The sequence below is a fragment of the Actinopolymorpha sp. B9G3 genome, assembly GCF_040120725.1.
Taxonomy (GTDB): Bacteria; Actinomycetota; Actinomycetes; order Propionibacteriales; family Actinopolymorphaceae; genus Thermasporomyces.
On record NZ_JBEEAB010000001.1, the window covers coordinates 512374 to 532395 of the forward strand.

Genomic DNA, 20022 nt, shown 5'->3' on the forward strand with positions numbered 1-20022 from the left:
GGTCGGATGTGTGAACAGCGGGTGAGCAAGGCCGTCATCGAGTTGGCCGACACCCTGGACGAGCAGTTCGACATCGCGGCGTTCCTGCGCCGGTTGGCACAACTGAGCGTCGATCTCCTCGCCGCCGACGCCGCCCGGGTGATGCTCGCCGACAATCACGCCACCCTGCAGGTCGTCGCTTCCTCGTCGCCGGCGGAGGCGCTGGCGGGCCTTCCTCCGCCGGCCACACCCGGCGACGGCCCGGGCCCCGAGTCCTACGAGAGCGGCCGGTCGGTCATGTGCGCCGACCTGGAAACCGCCCGAGCCAAGTGGCCGGCGTACTCCGCCATCGCCCTGGCCGCCGGATTCCGCTCGGTCCACACCTGGCCGCTGACCCATCGCCACCACGTCATCGGCGCCATCGAGATCTACCGGACCGGCAGCGGTCAGTGCACCGACGCGGAGGCCGAGGTCGCGCTCACCCTCGTGCACCTCGCCACGATCAGCGTCCTGCGCGAACGGCGCCGCCAGGACGCCGACACCCTCGCCGGGCAGTTGCAGCAGGCCCTCAACAGCCGGCTCGTCATCGAGCAGGCCAAAGGCATCCTCGCCGAACGTGTCCAGCTCGGTGTCGACCAGGCGTTCGCGCTCCTGCGCGGCCACGCTCGACGCCACCAGCTGCGGCTCGCCACCCTGGCCGCGCAGGTCGTCGACGGCACGTACGACACGAGCCGCCTCATCCACACAGAGCTGCGGGCACGGCTCGACGCCCGATCCGGCTCGGGATCGAGGGCTGGCTCCGAACGACGCGGCGGCCGGAGCGGTGCCACCCTGCGGGCAGGCACCAGCAACGACCGCCGCGGTCGGAACGGACGCTAGGACTCCAGGTCCTACTTCGGCATCCGCGCGCGCACCCACTTCTCCAGTTCCGGGCCGGACTCGAAGCTGGTGATCATCGCGTACCTCGGCTCCGGACCCGGGTGGTAGACCGCGTGCCAGAGCCGCTCGGTGTCGACCAGGAACTGCGCGTTCCGCAGGAGCGGGATGTGCCGCTCCGTCGACGGGTCGTCCTTGTCCTCACGCAGCACCATGTAGCTGTCAGGGTCGTCGGTGAGATTCATCCACGCCCGGACCACCCATCCCTCACCGTCGGGGTTGAGCCGGTTGTTGTCGTCCTGGTGCAGGAACCGGGTCTGCACCTCCTCGAGGTTGGACGACGGGTTGAGCTTGATGATGCGGACCCGTCCGTACCGGACCCCGGAACTCTCCACCCAACGCTTCAGGGTGGGCGCCTTCTGGATGTTCTCGGTCCACACGCCGTCCTTGTCGGGCTTTCCGTACTCCCAGAATCCGCGCGGGTCGTCCGTGCCGTCCGCCGAGGCCAGGACGGCGAAATTCGTGTCACCGCCGGACTTCCAGTCCAGGTAATTGAGCGACTCCCACTCCTCGGGTGAGATACGCCCCTCGTACGGATCCAGGATCACGAAGCCATCACGCTTGAGGAGCTTGAGCTTGCGGTGCGCCATGTGTACATCCCTTTACGATCGCGCTCGGGGTTGCTTCACAGAGCCACTGCCCGGCACGCCGAAGGGTCAGCCCACCCTTTCCGGATGAACTCGCGAAAGCCGAGAGACGCCATTCACGCTGGCCGCACGATGGCAAAAGGTGTACCGGTCGCCTTCTGGCGCATGGGATTGTCCGCGAGAACGTCGGCCAGGATTCCCTTCGGAAGCGCGGCTTTTGACACACCGCGAATGGAGCCACCGAAATCATTGATGTCGGCGATCGCGACGCCGACGCCGAGTTTGGCTTCCATCTCGTCGCAGATCGCGCCCGCGACCTCGCCGTCGAGCGGCGGAAAGAGCAGATCCGCGTGCGGTGGACTCCCGCCGTCGATCTGGCGGGCAGGGTCTCCCGCGAGGCGGTAGAACGTCCCACGAATGCCGAAGGGCCTGGTCACGGCGGCCGCCGCCGCGGCGGCGAAGATCCGCACGCGACCGACGTGCTGCACGACCCACGCCATCTTCACCGGGACCGACAACCCCAGGGTGTCATGGTGCGTACGAATGAACCGAGACAGCAACCTCGCCTCCCAGCCCACCCGGACACTCTCGACCGGAATGGACTGGCCCGTCAGCAGCGCGGCCACCTTCTCGCTGACCACGATCGTGTCGCCCGGACGGCGTTCTGAGCAGTACTCGAGCAGGACCGCGGCGAGATCATCGTCCGGGCCGAGCCAACGAGTCCGGACCGTGAGCCGGCCGAAACATCGGTTGTCGACCGTCACCATCGTCCATCGAGCCGATTCTGCACCCACGTTCGAAACCCCCCCGAGACCTGCCGTCGTGCCCGTTGCCGGTGTCATTCTGGCTGGTCCGTGCAGAGGGCTCCCCGAGATTAGACTTTCGTCATTCGACGGCTCGCGTGCACGAGCCGATACCCCACACCGCGGACCGTCTCGATGCGTTCGGCGCCGATCTTGCGGCGCAGGTAACGCACGTAGACGTCCACCACGTTGGAGCCCGGGTCGAAGTCGTACCCCCACACATGGGAAAGCAGCTGCTCCCGGGTGAGCACCTGGTCGGGGTGGCGGAGCAGGAGTTCGGCGAGCAGGAACTCCCGGGTCGTGAGCTCGACCGGGCGCCCCGACACGTACGCCCGGCGCGTCCGCAGGTCGAGGGCGAGGTCCCCGTTGCGCACGATGGTCGTCGTCGGGCTGTTGGCCGCGCGGAGCCGGAGCCGGATCCGCGCGAGCAGTTCTTCGAACCTGAACGGCTTGCTCATGTAGTCGTCGGCGCCGCCGTCCAGACCCGCCACCGTGTCGTCAACCGAGTCCCGTGCGGTGAGGATCACGACCGGGATGGAGTTGCGAGCCTCACGAAGACGCCGCAGGACCTCGAACCCGTCAGTGTCCGGCAGGCCGATATCGAGGACGAGAAGATCGAAATCGCCCGTCGCCGCATGGTCGAGGGCGGTCGCACCATCGGTCACCGTCGTCGGCGAGAATCCGTTGGCCCGCAATCCTTTCTCGATGAATCCGGAGATCCCGGACTCGTCCTCCGCGATGAGGATGTTGCTCATACCCGCCCCCTCGTGCTCGATCGTTTTTGTCGCTCAGAAACGGAGGCTCCCCGCTCACGCGAAACCTGCCGACGAAAGAGCGGCCCACCCAGGACACGTCGAGATCAGACCCGATGCAGCCTGCCACTCAATTAGCGTGTTCCCCGTGAGGTGTCACAAAACACCGGCGTTCGTACGAAGGATTAAAATCGTTGGATTCGTACAACAAATCTTTCGATAGCGTCGATAATCGCACCTAGATCGGGCGAAGAAACTCGGGGGCGACGTGGTGACGTCGACGGCAGGTGTGCACAGGGCCGGCGGCCCGGCAGTGCTCGCGCGACGGCCCACCCGCTCCGCACAGCTCAAGATCGTCGGCCTGGCGGTCTTCGCTACGGCGGTGGGGGTCGCCCTCACCGCGACGGGATATCTCTTCCTGGTGCCGGCTGGACTGTTCCTGGTCGGGTTCGCGACCTGGCCGATCGCCGGTCGCATCCTCGCCCCGCTGGCGACGAACCGGTACCGCGAGGTCCTCGCCGACGCCGGCCACGAGCTTCGTACGCCCCTCACCATCATGCGCGGGCACCTGGAGCTGCTGGACGCCACCAGCCGCGACGAGGTGGCTGACACCCGGACGCTCCTCCTGGACGAGGTCGACCGGATGGCCCGGCTCGTCGACGACCTCGCCACTCTCACCACCTCCGACGGCCCGGGTTTCCTCCGGCCCTCACTCGTCGAGGTCGGCGCGCTCGTCGACGACGTTGCCGCCAAGGCACAGACGCTCGGCAACCGCGACTGGCGGATCGAGATCCACGAGCGCGGCTATGTCGTGGCCGATCCGCACCGCCTCACCCAGGCGCTCCTCCAACTGCTCGACAATGCGGTCCAGCACACCGGCGAGTCCGACGCGGTGGCGATCGGTTGCCGCATCGACCGCGCCGCCGGGGACGTACGCCTGTGGGTCCGCGATACCGGCCCCGGCGTACGTCCGCGTGATGCGCAACGGATCTTCCGCCGGTTCGAGCGCGGCACGGCCGCCACTCCCCTGCGTGGCTCCGGCCTCGGCCTCGCCATCGTGCGGGCCATCGCCCAGGCACACGGGGGAAGGGTCACCCTCGAGTCCACCCCAGGTGCGGGTGCCACCTTCTCCGTCGTACTCCCACTCGTCCACAGCCGGACCGCGGGTGCCCGCGGCGGTCCCGTCGGCGTGGGCGTAGGCGCGGCCGTCGGCGCTGGCGTCGGCGCTGGCGGGAGCCCTGCCGGCGGCGGCGAGGGCGAGACGACGACCAGCCGACCAGAGCAGGAGACAGTGCTTGCGAACCGGACCGGCAGCGCGTGGCCCTCGCCGGCACGCCACGAGGGCCCGCGTGGTGGCGCCATGGCGCCACACCATCGCTACGACAACCGCGACGTACGCACCTGACGGGCCGGCGTGAGCGCGACCCGGCGGACCGTCGTCCGCTCCTCGGTGCTGCTTGCCGGGCTCACGGCAGTGAGCCAGGTTCTCGGGTTCGGCCGCGACGCGGTGATGGCGGCGGTGTTCGGCGCGTCGTCGTCGGTCGATGCGTTCCTCGTCGCGCAGGGCCTGATGAGCGTCGTTCTGGGTCTGATCACCGGTGCGATGGCCCGCGGCCTCATCCCGCCGGTCGCGCGCGCGGTGGACGTCGGCAACGTGGCGGCCGGCCACCGCACGGTGCGGGTCTCGTTGACGGTAACCGTGATGGTGCTCGTCGCCGGGTCGGTCCTGATGTTCGTCGCGACGAAACCCCTTCTCAGCGTGCTCGCACCCGGCTTCGACGCCGCGACGGCCGACGAGGCGGTCCGGCTGACCCGGATCGTGCTGCTGGCCACCGTGTTCATCGCGGGTACGAATCTGCTCGCCGCCGCCGCGCAGGCGCACGGCAAGTTCTTCTGGTCCGGCATCCAGGGCATTCCGTTCAACATCATCATGATCGCCTGCGCGGTCTTACTCGGTGGGCAGTTCGGTGTCGGGGCGCTCGCGGTCGGGTTCGTGGTCGGGTCGGTCGCGAGGTTCCTGTTCCAGCTGCCCGCCGTCACCACGATCCGGCTGAAGCTCCGCCCGTCGTTACGGCTTCGCGACCCCGGCTTCCGGGAGGTGCTCGCCCTCGTTCCGCCGCTCCTCGTCGGCAGCGCGATCCTCAACGTCAACACCATGGTCGACCGGGCCGTCGGATCGGCGCAGGGTGCCGGAACCATCGCCTCACTGAGCTACGGCTGGCGAATCGTGACGCTCGCCGAAGTCGTGCTGGTGACGGCGTTCACGACGACGCTGTTCCCTGCGTTCTCGACGCTCGGAGACCCGTCGCGCCGGGCTCATCTGCGTCGAACCACCGAGCGGGTCCTCGGCGTCACCCTTGTCCTCATCACCCCGGTCGTCATCGTGCTCGCGATTGCGGCCAAGCCGATCGTCGTCCTGCTGCTGGCGCGCGGGAACTTCGATGCCCGCGCTGTGGAGCTCACCACGCTCGCGGTGTCGCTCTACGCGGTCGCGCTCGCGGGTCTGGCCGTCCGCGAGGTCGTCGCGCGTACCTGCCTCGCCGTGGGTGACAGTCGTACGCCCGTCCTCACCGCGCTCGCCGCGATGGCGGTCAACGTCGCCGGGGACCTCACTCTGGGCGTGCGGTACGGCGTGAGCGGCCTGGCGGCGTCGACGTCACTCTCGGTCCTCGTGGCGGCGGTCATGCTCAGCGTGTTGACCGCACGTCGGCACCGGGCGGTCGCCCTGAAGCCGCTCGGGCGGACGGTTGTCGCGGTCCTCACCGCTTCGGTGGTGTCCGCTGCCGCCGGCTGGCTCGTCCTCCGGGCGGTCGACGTCCGGGACGCCGTGCACGCGCTCCTTGCGTTGGGCGCGACCGGCACCGTCTGCCTGGCGTCCTACACGGTCGTCGTGGTGGCACTGCGGGTACCCGCCCTCGCCGAACTGCGCGCCAGCCTGCACGACCTTCGCCTGCGGAAGACGCCGCCCGCTCCGCCCGACTGATTTCCGCCTGCCGTCCGGCTACCGGATGCGTCCTCCAGTCCGCTACCGGCTCCGCCTATCTCAGCCCGCCCCTGACCCCTCTCTGGCCGATCTCGTCGGCGATCTCCGCCGGGGTGGGCGGCTCTGGGTTCTTGACCTCACCAGGCCCCGAGTCCGATGGCACGTCGCCCTTACCGTCCCATCCCTCGTCGAGGGCGTCGAGCTCTGCCTCCGTTTCGGCAGTTTCGTTGTAGATCGGTGCAGTGCCGTCGGGACCCTTGCCGGAGGCGTTCTTGTGCCAGTAGTCGTCGAGCCTCTGACGTTGCATGTCGCCGCTGAGGATGTTGTCGATGCGTTCCTGATTGTTGTTCTCGATGTAGGCGTACCTGTGCATGACGGCACTCATACCGCCGTACATGCCCTTGGCCTGGCCGTAACAGTTGGCGATGTCGGTCCGACGGTGGGCGAGTGCCTGCCGCCATATGTGGAGGACGTGTTGGGCGTTGGCCGACGTTCCGAAGGAGTACTGGTCGACCGCATGCCACGCCTCCTCCATACACCTCGCCGCCCGCTTGATCCCGGCGATCGCGGGGAGCATCGCCTGTCCTGCGGGGCGTGCGATGTTCAAGTCGATCTCGGTCCTTGATGGCGGGCCGCCGGCACCGGTCAGGGGGTTCTTCAAAGACAGCTCGTACGCGAAGGGTTTGACCAGCACCAGCACGTTCTCGTCGATCCGATCGACCTCGGCGGTCACCCCCCTTTTCAGGCGCTCGATCACTCCCAGCAGCTCCAGCCGCGCATCGCTACGCTCCTGCTGATCGTTACTGTGGAAGATGCGCTCCACCGACCTCTTCACCTTCGAGTCGTCGGCGATGTCGCCAGCAGCCTTCCAAGCGTTCTTGGTGAGATCTTTCATCGCCTGATGAGTTGTTCCCTCTCCGGACGCCATGACCTTCACCATGGCCTGGAGCTCCTCCACGACGCGGCGGCAGTTCTCCAGGACACTGGCGGAAAAGTCCAGGAACACCTCGGCGGCAGCACCCTTCCACGCTGTCGCGAGGGCGTTGCGCTGCTTGGTGAGCTCGTCGATCGCCGTCTGCATCTCGCCCATCCCGCTGCTCGGCCCCCGGCCGACGTGGTTGGCGCTGTCCCAGGGTTTCGACTCGTCCCAGTCAATCCATGCCAGGATCGTCGCGATCGGGTCACCGCGCCCGCTGTCTGCGATGTGCAGGAAGGCCAGAGCCCGGCGGACATCAGCGAGATCGTCGTATGCCCGTTGCAGGTTGCTGTCCAGTAGCCCAGTCATGGCGGCTCCTTGGTCGAGCGTTTCGCGCGGGCAGCCATGCAGTCGACAGTCGACGTCGCGCCAAGCGCGGTGCTGTGCCACCCAGTCCGGGCGATGCTCTCGAACTCCGCTGTTTTCTGCCTGTAGTCCGAGCCGCGTTGGACTCCGCCGACCCGTCACTCTGCGCAACACGTGCGGCTGCCGTACTGTGCGCGGGCCGGACATGCGTCGAGCGCGGCGACCCCGGGTCCGCCATTCGACACCTCGGCGAGCCGGGAAGGGGTCCCACCGACCGCAAGGCATGCTCAGCGTGGTCATTATCCGGCGGCGACATTCGCACTGAACGCCCCGACAATGCGATCGGCCAGCCTACGATGTGGCAGTGCGACATGCGGTTTTCACGGGCCGCCCAACCCACCGGATCTCACCTGCATGGAACGCCTCACCGACGAGCAGTTCCGCAGCCTCTTCCTTTATCGTTATGCGCTGCGGCGCTTCCTGCTGCGTGGTGCACAAAGTGCCGCCCGGGTCGGCCTCACCTCCCAGCAACATCAACTTCTGCTGATCCTTCGGGCGTGCCCTGAAACCACACCGCCGAGTATTCGCGAAATCGCCGACTATCTTCTGGTCCGACATCACAGCGCGGTCGAACTCGTGGCCAGGGTGGAGGCGATGGAACTCGTACGCCGCGCGCCAGATCCCCAAGATCAACGGATCGTACGCCTTCACCTCACCCCCCGTGGCCGCCAACGAATCGAGGAAATGGCCCCGACCCACCTGGCGGAGTTGCACGAGATGGCGGCGGCACTCAACGTGTCCGAGGGCCTCATTCGAGAAATTGCGGAACGATATCTTCACGGCGTTTCCCGCGACATTGCCCACACTTCAGACGGTCATCCCCCTAAGCTGAAATCGCAATAGCTCGTGACCCGATAGATAGGGTTCAGCGGGGCGGAGGCGAGCGGTGAGTGCCTGGGATCCACAACGCGTCGGCCCGCCTGCCATCGGAGCCGATGATCCGTTGGCAAAAGCAGGTGGCGAGAACTTCCCGGTGGCCCTGCGGGTGCTGCCGCCACGAATCAGAAATGACCTGCAGGCGCTCTACCGCTTCGCCCGCCATGTCGACGACACGGGCGACCTGGGCAACGGTGACCGCATGGCCCGGTTGCGCACCCTCGACGCCCTCCGCGCCGATGTCCAAGCGCTGTACGACGGAAGTCGGGCGCCATCGGACCCGGTGGTCGCCGCGCTCGCCTCACCCATCGCCCGGCGCCGGTTGCCGGCCGACCCGCTGCTCCGCCTGATCGAGGCCAACCGGCAGGACCAGCGGGTCTCGCGGTATGCGACGTTCGACGATCTGGTCGGCTACTGCCGGCTGTCCGCCAACCCCGTCGGCGAACTGGTGCTTCACGTCTTCGGCAAAGCGACGCCGGAACGGGTCGAGCTCTCCGATCGGATCTGCACCGGCCTCCAACTGGTCGAGCACTGGCAGGACGTCGCGGAGGACTACCGCATGGGCCGGGTCTATCTGCCCCAGGAGGACCTCCACGCCTTCGGCGTCGCGGAAACCGACCTCGCCCTTCCGTCCGCGTCCGCCGCACTGCGCTCCCTCATCGCGTTCGAGACCGAACGCGCGGAGGCGTGGCTGATCGCCGGCACTCCCCTGCTCGCCGCACTGACCGGCCGGGCCCGGCTCGCCGTCTCGGGCTACATCGCCGGCGGTCGGGCCGCGTGCACAGCTCTGCGCCGAGGCGACTACGACCCGCTGCGACGGGTACCGAAACCCACATCGCGTCATGTGGCGGGTGCCTGGTTACGGAGCGTTGCAAGGGGGTGGGGATGACCGCGGGGGACAGCAACCGCGCAGAGTCGCCGGCACCGGCGTCGAAGCCGGCGTCGACGCCGACAGTCGTCCGGGCGTACGCCGTCTGCGAGGCCATCACCCGCCAGGAGGCGCGGAACTTCTCCTACGGCATCCGGCTGCTGCCGGCGGCGAAGCGGCGCGCGCTGTCGGCTGTCTACGCGATGGCGCGGCGGATCGACGACATCGGCGACGGTGACCTGCCGGACGAGGACAAGCTCCGCGGGCTCGCCACCGTCCGAGCCCAGGTACGTCAGATCGGGGCGTACGAACGTCTGGCGCACGGGAGAGCCGACGACCCGGTGCTCACCGCGCTCGCCGATGCGGCCGGGCGTTTCCCGATCCCGGTGGCGGCGTTCGACGAGCTGGTCGACGGCTGCGAGGCGGACGTCCGCGGCCACCAGTACAAGACGTTCGACGACCTCGTCGGCTACGCCCGGAGCGTCGCCGGTTCGGTGGGGCGGCTGTCGCTCGGCGTCTTCGACCCGCCCGACCAGGCGCGCGCGGCACCGCTGGCGGACACCCTGGGTGTCGCACTCCAACTCACCAACATCCTCCGCGACCTGCGGGAGGACCGGCAGCGTGGCCGGATCTACCTGCCGGAGGAGGACCTCGAACGGTTCGGCTGCTCGCTGGAGGTGGACGCCGGCGGCGCACTCGCGGGCTCGCCCGGGTTCGCCGACCTGGTGCGGTTCGAGGCCGAGCGCGCGGAGACGTGGTACGCCCGAGGGCTCGGACTCCTCCCGCTGCTCGACCGCCGCAGCCGCGCGTGCACGGCCGCGATGGCCGGCATTTACCACCGCCTGCTGGGCCGGATCCTTACCGACCCGGACGCGACCCGGCACACCCGGTTGTCGTTGCCGGGCCGGGAGAAGGCAGCCGTCGCTGCCCGCGCGATCCTGCGGGGTACGGCATGACGGCGCCCGAGGCAGGGCAGGACCCGGAGGCAGGGCCGGAGCCCGGGGCGTGGCCGGGCGCGGCGCCGGAGCCGGAGGCAGGGCCGGCGGCCTCCCTCACCGGACGATCGGTCGCGGTCGTCGGCGGTGGTCTCGCGGGCATCGCGGCGGCCTGCCGGCTGGCCGACCGGGGTGCTGCGGTGACGCTGCTCGAGGCGCGACCGCATCTCGGCGGCGCGACGTACTCCTTCCCTCGCGGCGACCTGACCGTCGACACCGGGCAGCACGTGTTCCTGCGGTGCTACGAGGCCTACCGCTGGCTGCTCGACCGCCTTGGCGTGAGCGCCGACGCCCCGGTGCAGGAGCGGTTCGCCATCCCGGTCCTCCACCGCGGCTCCGCTGACCTGCCCTACCGGACGGCGTGGCTCCGCCGCAGCCGCCGCGGTCCCGCACCGTTGCACCTGGGCGCGGCCCTCGCGCGCTACGCACCGCTGTCGCTCGCCGACCGCGCCCGGCTCACGCCGGCCGTCCTCGCCCTGCGTACGGTCGACCCCGACGACCCGGCGAACGACACCCTCACCTTCGGCAGCTGGCTGCGCATCCGCGGCCAGAGTGGGCACGCCGTCGACCGGCTGTGGGCGCTCATCACCGTCGCTGCGCTGAACCTGCACCCGGACGACGCCTCGCTCGCGCTGGCCGCCCGCGTCTTTCGTACCGGCCTGCTCGAGGACTCCCGGGCCGCCGACCTCGGCATCCCGGCCGTGCCGCTCCGCCAGCTGCACGCCGAACCCGCCGCGCGGCTCCTCGCCCATCTCGGCGTACGCCTGCACACGAAGGCGAAAGTAGCCGCCATCGTGCCGGCCAGGGACCGCGACACCGCGGGATTCCTCGTTCGTACGCACGACGGCGAAGTCGCGGTCGACAGTGTCGTCCTCGCGGTCCCCCACCAGGCGGCGGGCACCCTGGTCCCGGAGCAAGCCGCACCCCTGCGCTACCGCTGGACCGGGCTCGGGTCCTCCCCGATCGTCAACGTCCACCTGCACTACGACCGGTCGGTGATGCCGCTCGCGTTCGCCGCCGCACTCGACTCTCCCGTGCAGTGGGTGTTCGACCGGAGCCAGGCGGCCGGCGTCCACTGCGGCCAGTACCTTGTCGTCTCGCTCTCCGCCGCCCACCGCCACATCGCGACGCCGGCCGAGGAGCTCGAGCGCCAGTACGCCGACGCGATGGTCGCTCTCTTTCCGCGGGCCCGCGACGCACGGCTCATCGAGTCGTTCGTCACCCGTGAACCGCATGCCACCTTCCGCCAGGGTCCCGGGACGGCCGCGTTGCGGCCGGCACCGCGGACGGAGTTGCCCGGCCTGGTCCTTGCCGGAGCGTGGACGGCCACCGGCTGGCCGGACACGATGGAGGGCGCTGTCCGCAGTGGCCTCCGCGCGGCGGACTCGATCGATCGCGACCCACACGCCCTCGGACGGGTGCTCACGGAGGCCACAGTGACCGAACGAAGTGAGGTCATGAAAAAGCACAGCACCATGGTCATGGGGCCGACGAAGGAGGTCCCATGACCGAACGAAGTGAGGTCATACATAAGCACAGCACCTTGGTCATGGGACCGACGAAGGAGGTCCCATGACCCTGACCTCGGACCGGTTCAGCATCGACACGCGCCGGCTGGTGGACCCCGCCCTGCGCAAGGCCATCGACCGTCTCGATGCCGCGACGCGGCTCACGGCCGGCTACCACCTCGGTTTCTGGGACGCCGACGGCCGTACCCGTGGTGGCAACGCCGGCAAGGGCGTCCGGTCGACGCTCGCGCTCCTCTCGGCGGTCGCGGCGGAGGCACCGCCGGCTGAGGGCGTTCCCGCCGCCGTCGCGTGCGAACTGGTGCACAACTTCTCCCTCCTGCACGACGACGTGATCGACGGTGACACCGAACGCCGGCACCGGCCGACCGTGTGGGCCCGCTTCGGGACGTCCGACGCGATCCTCGCCGGCGACGCACTCCTCTCCCTCGCGAACGAGGTCCTGGCCGACGTGGCCTCGGACACGGTCCCGGCTGCCGTCCGCAGGGTGGGTGGGACGGTCCGGCGGCTCATCGCCGGCCAGAGCGCGGACGTCGCGTTCGAGAAGCGCGACGACGTGAACCTCACCGAGTGCCTCGCGATGGCGGCGGACAAGACCGGGGCGCTGCTCGCGTGTTCGGCGTCCCTCGGTGCCGTCCTTGTCGGTGCGCCGGCGCCGTTGTGCAGTGGACTGTCGGAGTTCGGCGACCACGTGGGCATGGCGTTCCAGCTCACCGATGACCTGTTGGGGATCTGGGGAGACCCGGCCGTGACCGGCAAGCCGGTCCTGTCGGACCTGCGTACACGCAAGAAGACGGTGCCCGTCGTCGTCGCGCTCACGTCCGAGACCGCGGCGGGTGGGAAGCTCCGGGAGCTCTACGCGAAGCCCACTCCCCTCACCGACGCCGAGCTCACCGACGCCGCCGCCTGGATCGAGGAGGCCGGCGGCCGGACATGGACCGAAGCCGAAGCGGACCGGCAACTCGCCGCGGGCATCGACGCCCTGGCTCCGCTCGGCCTGCACCAGGAGGTCGAGAGGGAGCTGACCGCAGTGGCCCAGCAGCTGAGAGGGCGGGACCGCTGATGACGACGACCTCGCGTTCCAGTCGGCGATCCGGCGAAGCCGTCGTCGCGCACCGACGTCGAGCGGACCGTTCCGCGCTCCTCCACCAGGCGGACGCCGCCCTCGACCGGGCTGTCGACCACCTGCTGGGGCTCCAGGATCCCGGCGGCTGGTGGAAGGGCGAGCTGGAGACGAACGTGACGATGGACGCCGAGGACCTGCTGATGCGGCAGTTCCTCGGTATCCGTACGCCAGAACAGACCGAGGAGAGCGCGCGCTTCATCCGCGGCCGGCAGCGGGCCGACGGGTCCTGGGCGAACTCCTGGTTCGGACCCGGCGATCTGTCGACGACAGCTGAGGCGTACGTCGCGCTGAAGCTGGCCGGCGACGACCCCGAAGCAGCGCACATGGCACTCGCCCGGGAGTTCGTCCTCGCCGGCGGCGGCCTCGAACGCACCCGCGTCTTCACCCGGATCTGGCTGGCGCTGTTCGGGGAGTGGAGCTGGGACGACGTGCCGGCGATGCCGCCGGAGCTGGTGTTCCTGCCGAACTGGGTGCCGTTCAACCTCTACGACTGGGCATGCTGGGCGCGCCAGACCGTCGTACCGCTGACGATTCTCGGCGCGTTGCGACCGCGACGGGACCTGGGGGTGACCACACGCGAGCTGCGGTCCGGTGCCCGCGCCGCCCGCCCGCCTCACCCGCTGACCAGTTGGAAGGGTGCGTTCGGTTGGCTCGACCGACTGCTGCACGGGTACGAACGCCGCCCGCTGACTCCGCTGCGGCGGCAGGCGATGCGCCGGTCGGCGGAGTGGATCATCGCCCGGCAGGAGAAGGACGGCTCGTGGGGCGGCATCCAACCGCCCTGGGTCTATTCGCTGATGGCGCTGCACGCGCTCGGTTACCCGTTGGACCATCCGGTGCTGGCGTCCGGCATCGCCGGGTGGGAACGCTTCACGATCCGGTCCGACGGCCCGGAGGGCCCGGTCCGGCGGATCGAGGCCTGCCAGTCACCGGTGTGGGACACCGCGCTCGCACTCGTCGGGCTGGGCGACGCCGGCGTCCCGGCCGACCGGCCGGCCATGGTGCGGGCCCGCGACTGGCTGCTCGGCGAGGAGATCCGGGTCCGCGGCGACTACGTCGTACGCCGCCCAACCGCGCCCGCCGGCGGTTGGGCATTCGAGTTCGACAACGACCTCTACCCCGACACCGACGACACGGCGGAGGTCGTGCTCGGTCTGCGGCGTACGGCCGCGGTCCCCGAAGTCGACGACGCCGTGGGCCGGGCGCTGGCCTGGCTGCGGGCGATGCAGTGCAAGGACGGCGGGTGGGGCGCCTTCGACGCCGACAACACCCGCGAGCTTGCCTACCAGCTTCCGTTCTGCGACTTCGGCGCGGTGATCGACCCGCCGAGCGCCGACGTCACGGCGCACATCGTCGAGATGTTCGCCCGCGAGGGCCTCGCCCAGGAACGTACGGTGCGGCGGGCGGTGCGCTGGCTCTTCGACCACCAGGAGGACGACGGGTCGTGGTTCGGCCGCTGGGGAGCCAACCACGTGTACGGAACGGGCGCCGTCGTACCGGCCCTCGTCGCGGCCGGTGTGTCGCGGAGCCACCGGGCCGTCCACCGCGCGCTCACCTGGATCGAGGAGCACCAGAACGACGACGGCGGATGGGGCGAGGACCTCCGGTCCTACGACGATCCCGCGTGGCGGGGGCTCGGTCCGTCGACGGCCTCGCAGACCGCCTGGGCTCTGCTCGCCCTGCACGCCGGCGACCGGGAGGATTCCGACGCGGCCATGCGGGGCATGTCGTGGCTGGTGGCCTCGCAGCGTGATGACGGCAGCTGGGACGAGCCGCAGTTCACGGGTACGGGGTTTCCAGGCGACTTCTACATCAACTACCACCTCTACCGGATGGTGTTCCCGATCAGCGCCCTCGGCCGGCTGCTCGGCCGGTCCACCTGGGGCGGCGGGCCGATGTAACGGCGGCACATGACATCCGGCTGGTGTGAGGTCCAGACGACATGGGGCCCGACTGGGTGCCGCGCCCGGCCGGTGGGAGGCCGGGGTGGTGTGGGGTCCGGCCGGTAGGAGGCCTGGCTGGCAGGAGGCCGATGACTGGAACGCCCGAGAGGAGGCAGGAGATGCCGCGACAGTACGTCGTCTGCGCACCGACCCACGCGGAGGCGCGACGCCTGCGACGCGGGCTGGGTGCCGGCGTCGTTCTGCGCACGGGCGTGGGCAGGTCGCGGTCGGAGCAGGCCGCGGGCTCGGCGGACCTACGCACGGCGGCGGGGATCGCGGTCGCCGGAATCGCGGGCGGACTGTCGCCGGACCTGCGCCCGGGTGACGTGGTGGTGGCGACCGAGGTGCGCGACGGCGCGGACGGCGCAGTGGTCTCCTGCCCGAGCGCGCCGCTGCTCGCGGGCGCACTCGAGCGTACGCACGAACTGCGACGCGCCGGCTCGGCGGTCCACACCGGTCCGGTGGTGAGCGCGCACCACGTCGTGTCGGGATCCTCCCGCGCGGACCTGCACGCGACCGGGGCGCTCGCGGTCGACATGGAATCCGCGTGGCTGCTGTCTCATCCCACGGATACGCTCCGCGAGCGCCACGTTCTCGAGGGGACCCCGAGACCCTCGCCCACCGCCTGTGTACGCGTGATCGCCGACCCGGCCGAGGAACGGTTGCTGCGTCCGGCGACGCTCGGGCATCTGCGGACGGCCCTGCGGGTTCTTGGTTTCGTCGTACCCGCCCTCGACGCGTGGGGGTCGGCGCTACGGCCCTCCCGGCGGGTGCTTCTCGCCTCGCCACGGTCGTTCTGCGCGGGGGTCGAGCGGGCGATCGACATCGTGGAGAGAGTGCTTGCCCAGAACGGACCACCTGTCTACGTCCGCAAGCAGATCGTGCACAACGCCCATGTCGTACGACGTCTGGAAGGTCTCGGCGCGGTGTTCGTCGACGAGTTGGACGAGGTGCCCGCCGACGCGACGGTGGTGTTCTCCGCCCACGGGGTGTCTCCAGACGTACGCGACACGGCGGACAGGCGCGGCCTCGGCGTCGTCGACGCCACGTGCCCGCTGGTGGCGAAGGTGCACAGCGAGGCACGCCGTTTCGCCGATCGCGGAGACACGGTGCTGTTCATCGGGCACGCTGGTCATGAGGAGACCGACGGCACGATGGGCGAACGCCCGGACAAGATGCTCCTCGTCGAGGATCGAGACGACGCGCGCCGGGTCCGGGTGCCCGATCCTCACCACGTGTCCTATCTCGTCCAGACCACGCTGGCGGTCGACGAGGTGGCGGGGATCCTCGCCGTCCTGCACGAACGCTTTCCGGCGCTTTCCGCACCCGGGTCCGACGACATCTGTTACGCGACGACCAACCGCCAGCGCGCACTCCGGTCGGTAGCCCACGAGGCCGACGTCGTTCTCGTGGTGGGGTCGGCCAACTCCTCCAACTCCAACCGGCTGGTCGAGACCGCCGAACGCCTCGGCACTCCGGCGCACCTGGTCGACGACGCGTCCGGGATCGACCTCGACTGGCTCGCGACCGCCGACACCGTGGCGGTGACCGCGGGCGCCTCAGCACCCACCGAGCTCGTCGACAGCGTGGTCGACGCGCTCGGCGGGCTCGGCCCGCTGGTCGTCGAGGAACGCGAGGTCACCCGCGAGGACATCCGCTTCATGTTGCCGAAAGAGGTGCGCTGAGGATGGGGATGCCGATGCGGCAGAGCCTGCGGATGGCGCGCTACCTGGCCACCCAGCGGCTGCGTGGTCGGGAGAAGTTCCCCCTCCTGGTCGAGCTCGAACCGCTCTTCGCCTGCAACCTCGCCTGTGCTGGATGCGGGAAGATCCAGCATCCGGCCGACGAGCTGCGGCGCCGGATGCCGGTGGAGCAAGCCCTTGCCGCCATGGACGAATGCGGTACGCCGATGGTGTCGATCGCTGGCGGCGAACCGCTGATGCACCCGCAGATCGACACGCTGGTGAACGAGTTGGTGCGGCGCAAGAAGTACGTCTTCCTGTGCACCAACGCCGTGCTGCTGCGCAAGTGGTGGGACCGGTTCTCCTTCGTTCCGTCCCGGTTCTTCGCGTTCGCCGTCCACATCGACGGGCTGCGCGAACGCCATGACGAGTCCGTGTGCGCCGACGGAGTCTTCGACGAGGCTGTGGCGGCCGTGAGATTCCTTCAGGACAAGGGCTTCCGGGTCACCACCAACACCACGTTCTTTACCAACGACACACCGCAGAACGTCATCGACGTGCTCAACTTCCTCAACGACGATCTCCGGGTCGACCAGATGATGATCTCGCCGGCGTACGCCTATGAGAAGGCGCCGGACCAGGACCACTTTCTCGGGGTGACGCAGACGCGCGAGCTGTTTCGCAAGGCCTTCGCGGGAGGCAACCGGCGGCGGTGGCGGCTGAACCATTCGCCGTTGTTCCTGGACTTTCTCGAGGGACGTCGGGACTTTTCGTGCACGGCATGGGGAATTCCGTCGTACTCGCTCTACGGTTGGCAGCGGCCGTGCTACCTGATGGCTGACGGCTATGCCGCGACCTACCGCGAACTCGTCGAGGAGACCGACTGGGAGCGTTACGGCCGTGGTCGGGACGACCGGTGTGCCAACTGCATGGCCCACTGTGGCTACGAACCGACCGCCGTACTCGCCACGATGAGTTCCCTGCGCGAGTCCCTCCGCGCCGTCACCGGCCGCTGAGCCCTGGCGCCAGTTCATGATCGTCGCGGCGACGGTGACGATCGCGAGCTGGCATGACGACCGGCGAGTCGGGCGTACGTCGTCGGCGCGACCGCCTGTAGCGCGACGGGGATACGGAGCCAGCGCGGGACGATCACCTCGGCCCGCTCGCGTTCGATCGCACGAACGATCCGCGCCGCCACCCGGTCAGGTGAGATCGGACGCGGGAACCGCCGGACATAAGGCACTCCCCTTCGGTCGAAGAACTCCGTGTCGACGATGCCGGGCGCGACGACGCTGACGCCGACACCGCGAGAGGTGACTTCCGCGTGCAGACTTCTGCCGTACGCATGCAAGGCTGCCTTGACAACCGCGTAGCTCGACTCGCGTGGCACGCCGAGAAGCGCGGCGATCGAGCTGACGTAGCCGAGATGGCCGCTGCCGCGGCGGAGCATGCCGGGAAGCACCGCCCTGGTGAGCGCTATTGGCGCACGGAGATTGACGGCCAGCAGGCGTTCGAGCTCGGCGCCACGGAGGGCGCGGCCGACGCCGGAGCCGAAGTCAACGCCTGAGCCGAGGTCGTTGCCGGTGGCGTCGTCGTAGCCGGGGAGCTGTTCGCCGTCGCCAGTCGCCGCGTCAGCGACGGCACCGATGCCGGCATTGTTGAGGAGAATGTCCGGCACCGGATCGAGCGCGGCCAACCAGGACGCAAGCGCGGCGACGCTCTCCTCATCGGCGAAATCGGCGATGCGCACTTCGCCCCCCGTGCGCCCGGCGAGCTCGTCCAGGCGTTCCTTGTCCCGGCCGACGAGGACCAGGCGACATCCCAGGCCGGCGAGCCTAAGCGCGACCGCCCGCCCGATCCCGCTCGACGCGCCAGTCACGACGCCGTACGCACCAGCCACATCCATGCCGGCCAGCCTTCCACGTCGCCATCACCCGACGTGGGACCTCACCGTTGCTGTCGAATACCAGCCGGCCCGACATCACCGCTTGCAGGAATCCGTCGTGTTCGCTCGTGGCGAACAGAGAGCCTGCTGCACAAGGGCCTTCTGTTCCGCACCGCCGTGATCATTACGCTATACTCGATGACATGTTCGACAGCAGGGTACTCGACCTGTCGGCGCTGAAGGAAGTGGCGCCGGGGCCCGACCTTGCCGCCGTCCTGGCCGGCATCGATCCGACAATGCTCAACGGCTACGCCCGGGTGATCGTGATGCAGGCGTGGCAACGCCAGTCCTCGTGGGCGTCGTGCCAGATGTACGACGTGATGACACTCGTCGCGCGCTCGCCCGAATGCATGGTCGACTCGGCGCCCGAGTTGACGAAGCACTTCACCGAGTTCGCCTCCGCCGAGATCGGTGCCGCCCTCACCATGTCGCCGGGATCAGCTGACCGCGAACTCTCCTTCGCATACGAACTCACTGAACGACTCCCCGGCACGCGGGCCGCGCTCGACGCAGGGCGGATCGACCTGGCCAAGGCCAAGGAGATCGCGGCCGAGACCGCGAGTCTCTCACCCGAGCTTGCCCTGCAGGCAGAGGCATTCATCCTTCCCCTCGCGCCAGGGTTGACCAAGCAGCAGATCAGTCGACGGTTGCGGGCCAAGGTCCTGGCGCTCGACCCCGACGGAGCGGAGGAACGCCGCAGACGAACGACCGAGGAGCGCCGGGTGAGATTCGGCACAGGCTGTGAGGGGACCGGCGAGATCGGCGGCTACCAGCTTCCGTTGGAGGGCGTCGCCGCGGCCGAGGCGTTCGTGAAGGCGGTCGCGAAGGCCATCCACGACGAGGCAGACGGCGAGCGAACCCTCACGCAGATCGAGGCGGACGTGTACCTCAACCTGCTTCAGGGTCATCACCTCGACACGCACGGCGTCGTACCCAAGGTCGAACTCGTCGCGCCCCTCGAAACCTGGCTGCGCCTGGCGGCGGATTGCCGCGTTGCCGGCGAGGCGACCGCGGACCACGACGCACCGGCCCGCGACGACGGACCCGCAGACCACGCCGATGCTGCAGACAACGACCCGGCAACCAGCAACCCCGCAGTCAGCGATCCGCCAACCAGCGGATGTGCGCCGACCAGTGCCGGCAGTGCCGGCAGTGCCGGCCGTGCGGGACGCGAGCCGGGTGAGCTGGTGGGGTTCGGGCCCGTGCCGGCCGAGGTGCTCGCCGAAATCATGAAGGCCGCGCACGCCGGCTTCGAGTATTCCCACACTGCGACTCATGACGGCGCCGTCGTCGTCCATGGTCGCGGTGCCTACCGGCCCACCAAGGCCCAGCAGGAATTCGTCCGGGCCCGAGATCGCACCTGCCGACAACCCGGCTGCCTCCGACCTGGCAAACGCTGCGACGCCGACCACACGATGGAGCACCGACTCGGCGGTCCCACGTGCGTCTGCAACCTGGCAACACTCTGCCGACGGCACCATCGCGCAAAACACGAGGGCCGATGGTGGTGGATCCAACCCGAGCAGGGCGTCTTCAGGGTCCGGAGCCCACTTGGCCACCGCTACGAACGAAGACCCGATCCCGTCCCAGGCGGCGGGGAACGCCACGTCGGCTAGCAACGCCCGACGCGAACTGACACCGGTGTAGGTACGCCGGCATGGAGGTGCGACGGCGTGGAC

At 69.4% G+C, this 20022-nt stretch carries 17 protein-coding genes; 12 read left to right on the forward strand and 5 right to left on the reverse strand.

Annotated elements, in window-relative coordinates; all coding sequences use genetic code 11:
- The first annotated feature begins 6 nt into the window (after positions 1-6).
- On the forward strand, positions 7-858 hold the full coding sequence (locus ABNF93_RS02290) for a GAF and ANTAR domain-containing protein (protein ID WP_349325801.1): 852 nt from the start codon (positions 7-9) through the stop codon (positions 856-858).
- 11 nt (positions 859-869) lie between these two features.
- Here ABNF93_RS02290 and ABNF93_RS02295 read toward each other — a convergent pair whose 3' ends face one another.
- The 3 genes from ABNF93_RS02295 to ABNF93_RS02305 form a co-directional block, all read right to left on the reverse strand.
- The gene (locus ABNF93_RS02295; RefSeq protein WP_349325802.1) at positions 870-1505 is read right to left on the reverse strand and encodes a hypothetical protein; all 636 of its coding nucleotides are present in this window, start codon (positions 1503-1505) and stop codon (positions 870-872) included.
- A 113-nt stretch (positions 1506-1618) separates the two neighbouring features.
- Positions 1619-2296, reverse strand: a complete 678-nt coding sequence (locus ABNF93_RS02300; protein ID WP_349325803.1) for a hypothetical protein — start codon at positions 2294-2296, stop codon at positions 1619-1621.
- 80 nt (positions 2297-2376) lie between these two features.
- On the reverse strand, positions 2377-3060 hold the full coding sequence (locus ABNF93_RS02305; RefSeq protein ID WP_349325804.1) for a response regulator transcription factor: 684 nt from the start codon (positions 3058-3060) through the stop codon (positions 2377-2379).
- 268 nt (positions 3061-3328) lie between these two features.
- On the opposite strand from ABNF93_RS02305, the gene ABNF93_RS02310 reads away from it, so the two are divergent.
- Complete coding sequence (locus tag ABNF93_RS02310; RefSeq protein WP_349325805.1) at positions 3329-4462, forward strand: sensor histidine kinase; 1134 nt, start codon at positions 3329-3331, stop codon at positions 4460-4462.
- Positions 4463-4471: 9 nt separating this feature from the next.
- On the forward strand, positions 4472-6040 hold the full coding sequence (murJ, locus tag ABNF93_RS02315) for a murein biosynthesis integral membrane protein MurJ (protein ID WP_349325806.1): 1569 nt from the start codon (positions 4472-4474) through the stop codon (positions 6038-6040).
- 55 nt (positions 6041-6095) lie between these two features.
- Here the strand turns inward: murJ and ABNF93_RS02320 are convergent, their stop codons facing one another.
- Entirely contained in the window at positions 6096-7325 is a 1230-nt protein-coding gene (locus ABNF93_RS02320) for a hypothetical protein (protein WP_349325807.1), read from the reverse strand.
- Positions 7326-7736: 411 nt separating this feature from the next.
- Between ABNF93_RS02320 and ABNF93_RS02325 the strand changes: the two genes are divergently transcribed.
- The 8 genes from ABNF93_RS02325 (at position 7737) to hpnH (ending at position 17414) form a co-directional block, all read left to right on the forward strand.
- Positions 7737-8225, forward strand: a complete 489-nt coding sequence (locus tag ABNF93_RS02325; RefSeq protein WP_349325808.1) for a MarR family winged helix-turn-helix transcriptional regulator — start codon at positions 7737-7739, stop codon at positions 8223-8225.
- A 43-nt stretch (positions 8226-8268) separates the two neighbouring features.
- The gene (gene hpnC, locus ABNF93_RS02330) at positions 8269-9147 is read left to right on the forward strand and encodes a squalene synthase HpnC (RefSeq protein WP_349325809.1); all 879 of its coding nucleotides are present in this window, start codon (positions 8269-8271) and stop codon (positions 9145-9147) included.
- Positions 9144-10082 carry a phytoene/squalene synthase family protein gene (locus ABNF93_RS02335; protein WP_349325810.1) on the forward strand — a complete coding sequence of 313 codons (939 nt, stop codon included), beginning with the start codon at positions 9144-9146 and terminating at the stop codon, positions 10080-10082. Before hpnC ends, ABNF93_RS02335 begins: the two co-directional genes overlap by 4 nt.
- Positions 10079-11629, forward strand: coding sequence for a hydroxysqualene dehydroxylase HpnE (gene hpnE, locus ABNF93_RS02340; RefSeq protein ID WP_349325811.1), 1551 nt, complete (start codon positions 10079-10081; stop codon positions 11627-11629). Before ABNF93_RS02335 ends, hpnE begins: the two co-directional genes overlap by 4 nt.
- Positions 11630-11693: 64 nt before the next feature.
- A complete protein-coding gene (locus ABNF93_RS02345; RefSeq protein WP_349325812.1) occupies positions 11694-12710 on the forward strand; it encodes a polyprenyl synthetase family protein in 1017 nt (338 codons plus the stop codon).
- Positions 12710-14674, forward strand: coding sequence for a squalene--hopene cyclase (shc, locus tag ABNF93_RS02350; RefSeq protein ID WP_349325813.1), 1965 nt, complete (start codon positions 12710-12712; stop codon positions 14672-14674). Before ABNF93_RS02345 ends, shc begins: the two co-directional genes overlap by 1 nt.
- Positions 14675-14835: 161 nt before the next feature.
- Positions 14836-16401: a 4-hydroxy-3-methylbut-2-enyl diphosphate reductase gene (gene ispH / locus ABNF93_RS02355; protein WP_349325814.1), complete on the forward strand. Its 1566-nt coding sequence runs from the start codon at positions 14836-14838 to the stop codon at positions 16399-16401.
- A gap of 2 nt (positions 16402-16403) precedes the next feature.
- Complete coding sequence (gene hpnH, locus ABNF93_RS02360; protein ID WP_349325815.1) at positions 16404-17414, forward strand: adenosyl-hopene transferase HpnH; 1011 nt, start codon at positions 16404-16406, stop codon at positions 17412-17414.
- 14 nt (positions 17415-17428) lie between these two features.
- On the opposite strand, the gene ABNF93_RS02365 is transcribed toward hpnH, so the two are convergent.
- Complete coding sequence (locus ABNF93_RS02365; protein ID WP_349325816.1) at positions 17429-18304, reverse strand: SDR family NAD(P)-dependent oxidoreductase; 876 nt, start codon at positions 18302-18304, stop codon at positions 17429-17431.
- A gap of 182 nt (positions 18305-18486) precedes the next feature.
- On the opposite strand from ABNF93_RS02365, the gene ABNF93_RS02370 reads away from it, so the two are divergent.
- Positions 18487-19959, forward strand: a complete 1473-nt coding sequence (locus ABNF93_RS02370; protein ID WP_349325817.1) for an HNH endonuclease — start codon at positions 18487-18489, stop codon at positions 19957-19959.
- Positions 19960-20022: the final 63 nt, after the last annotated feature.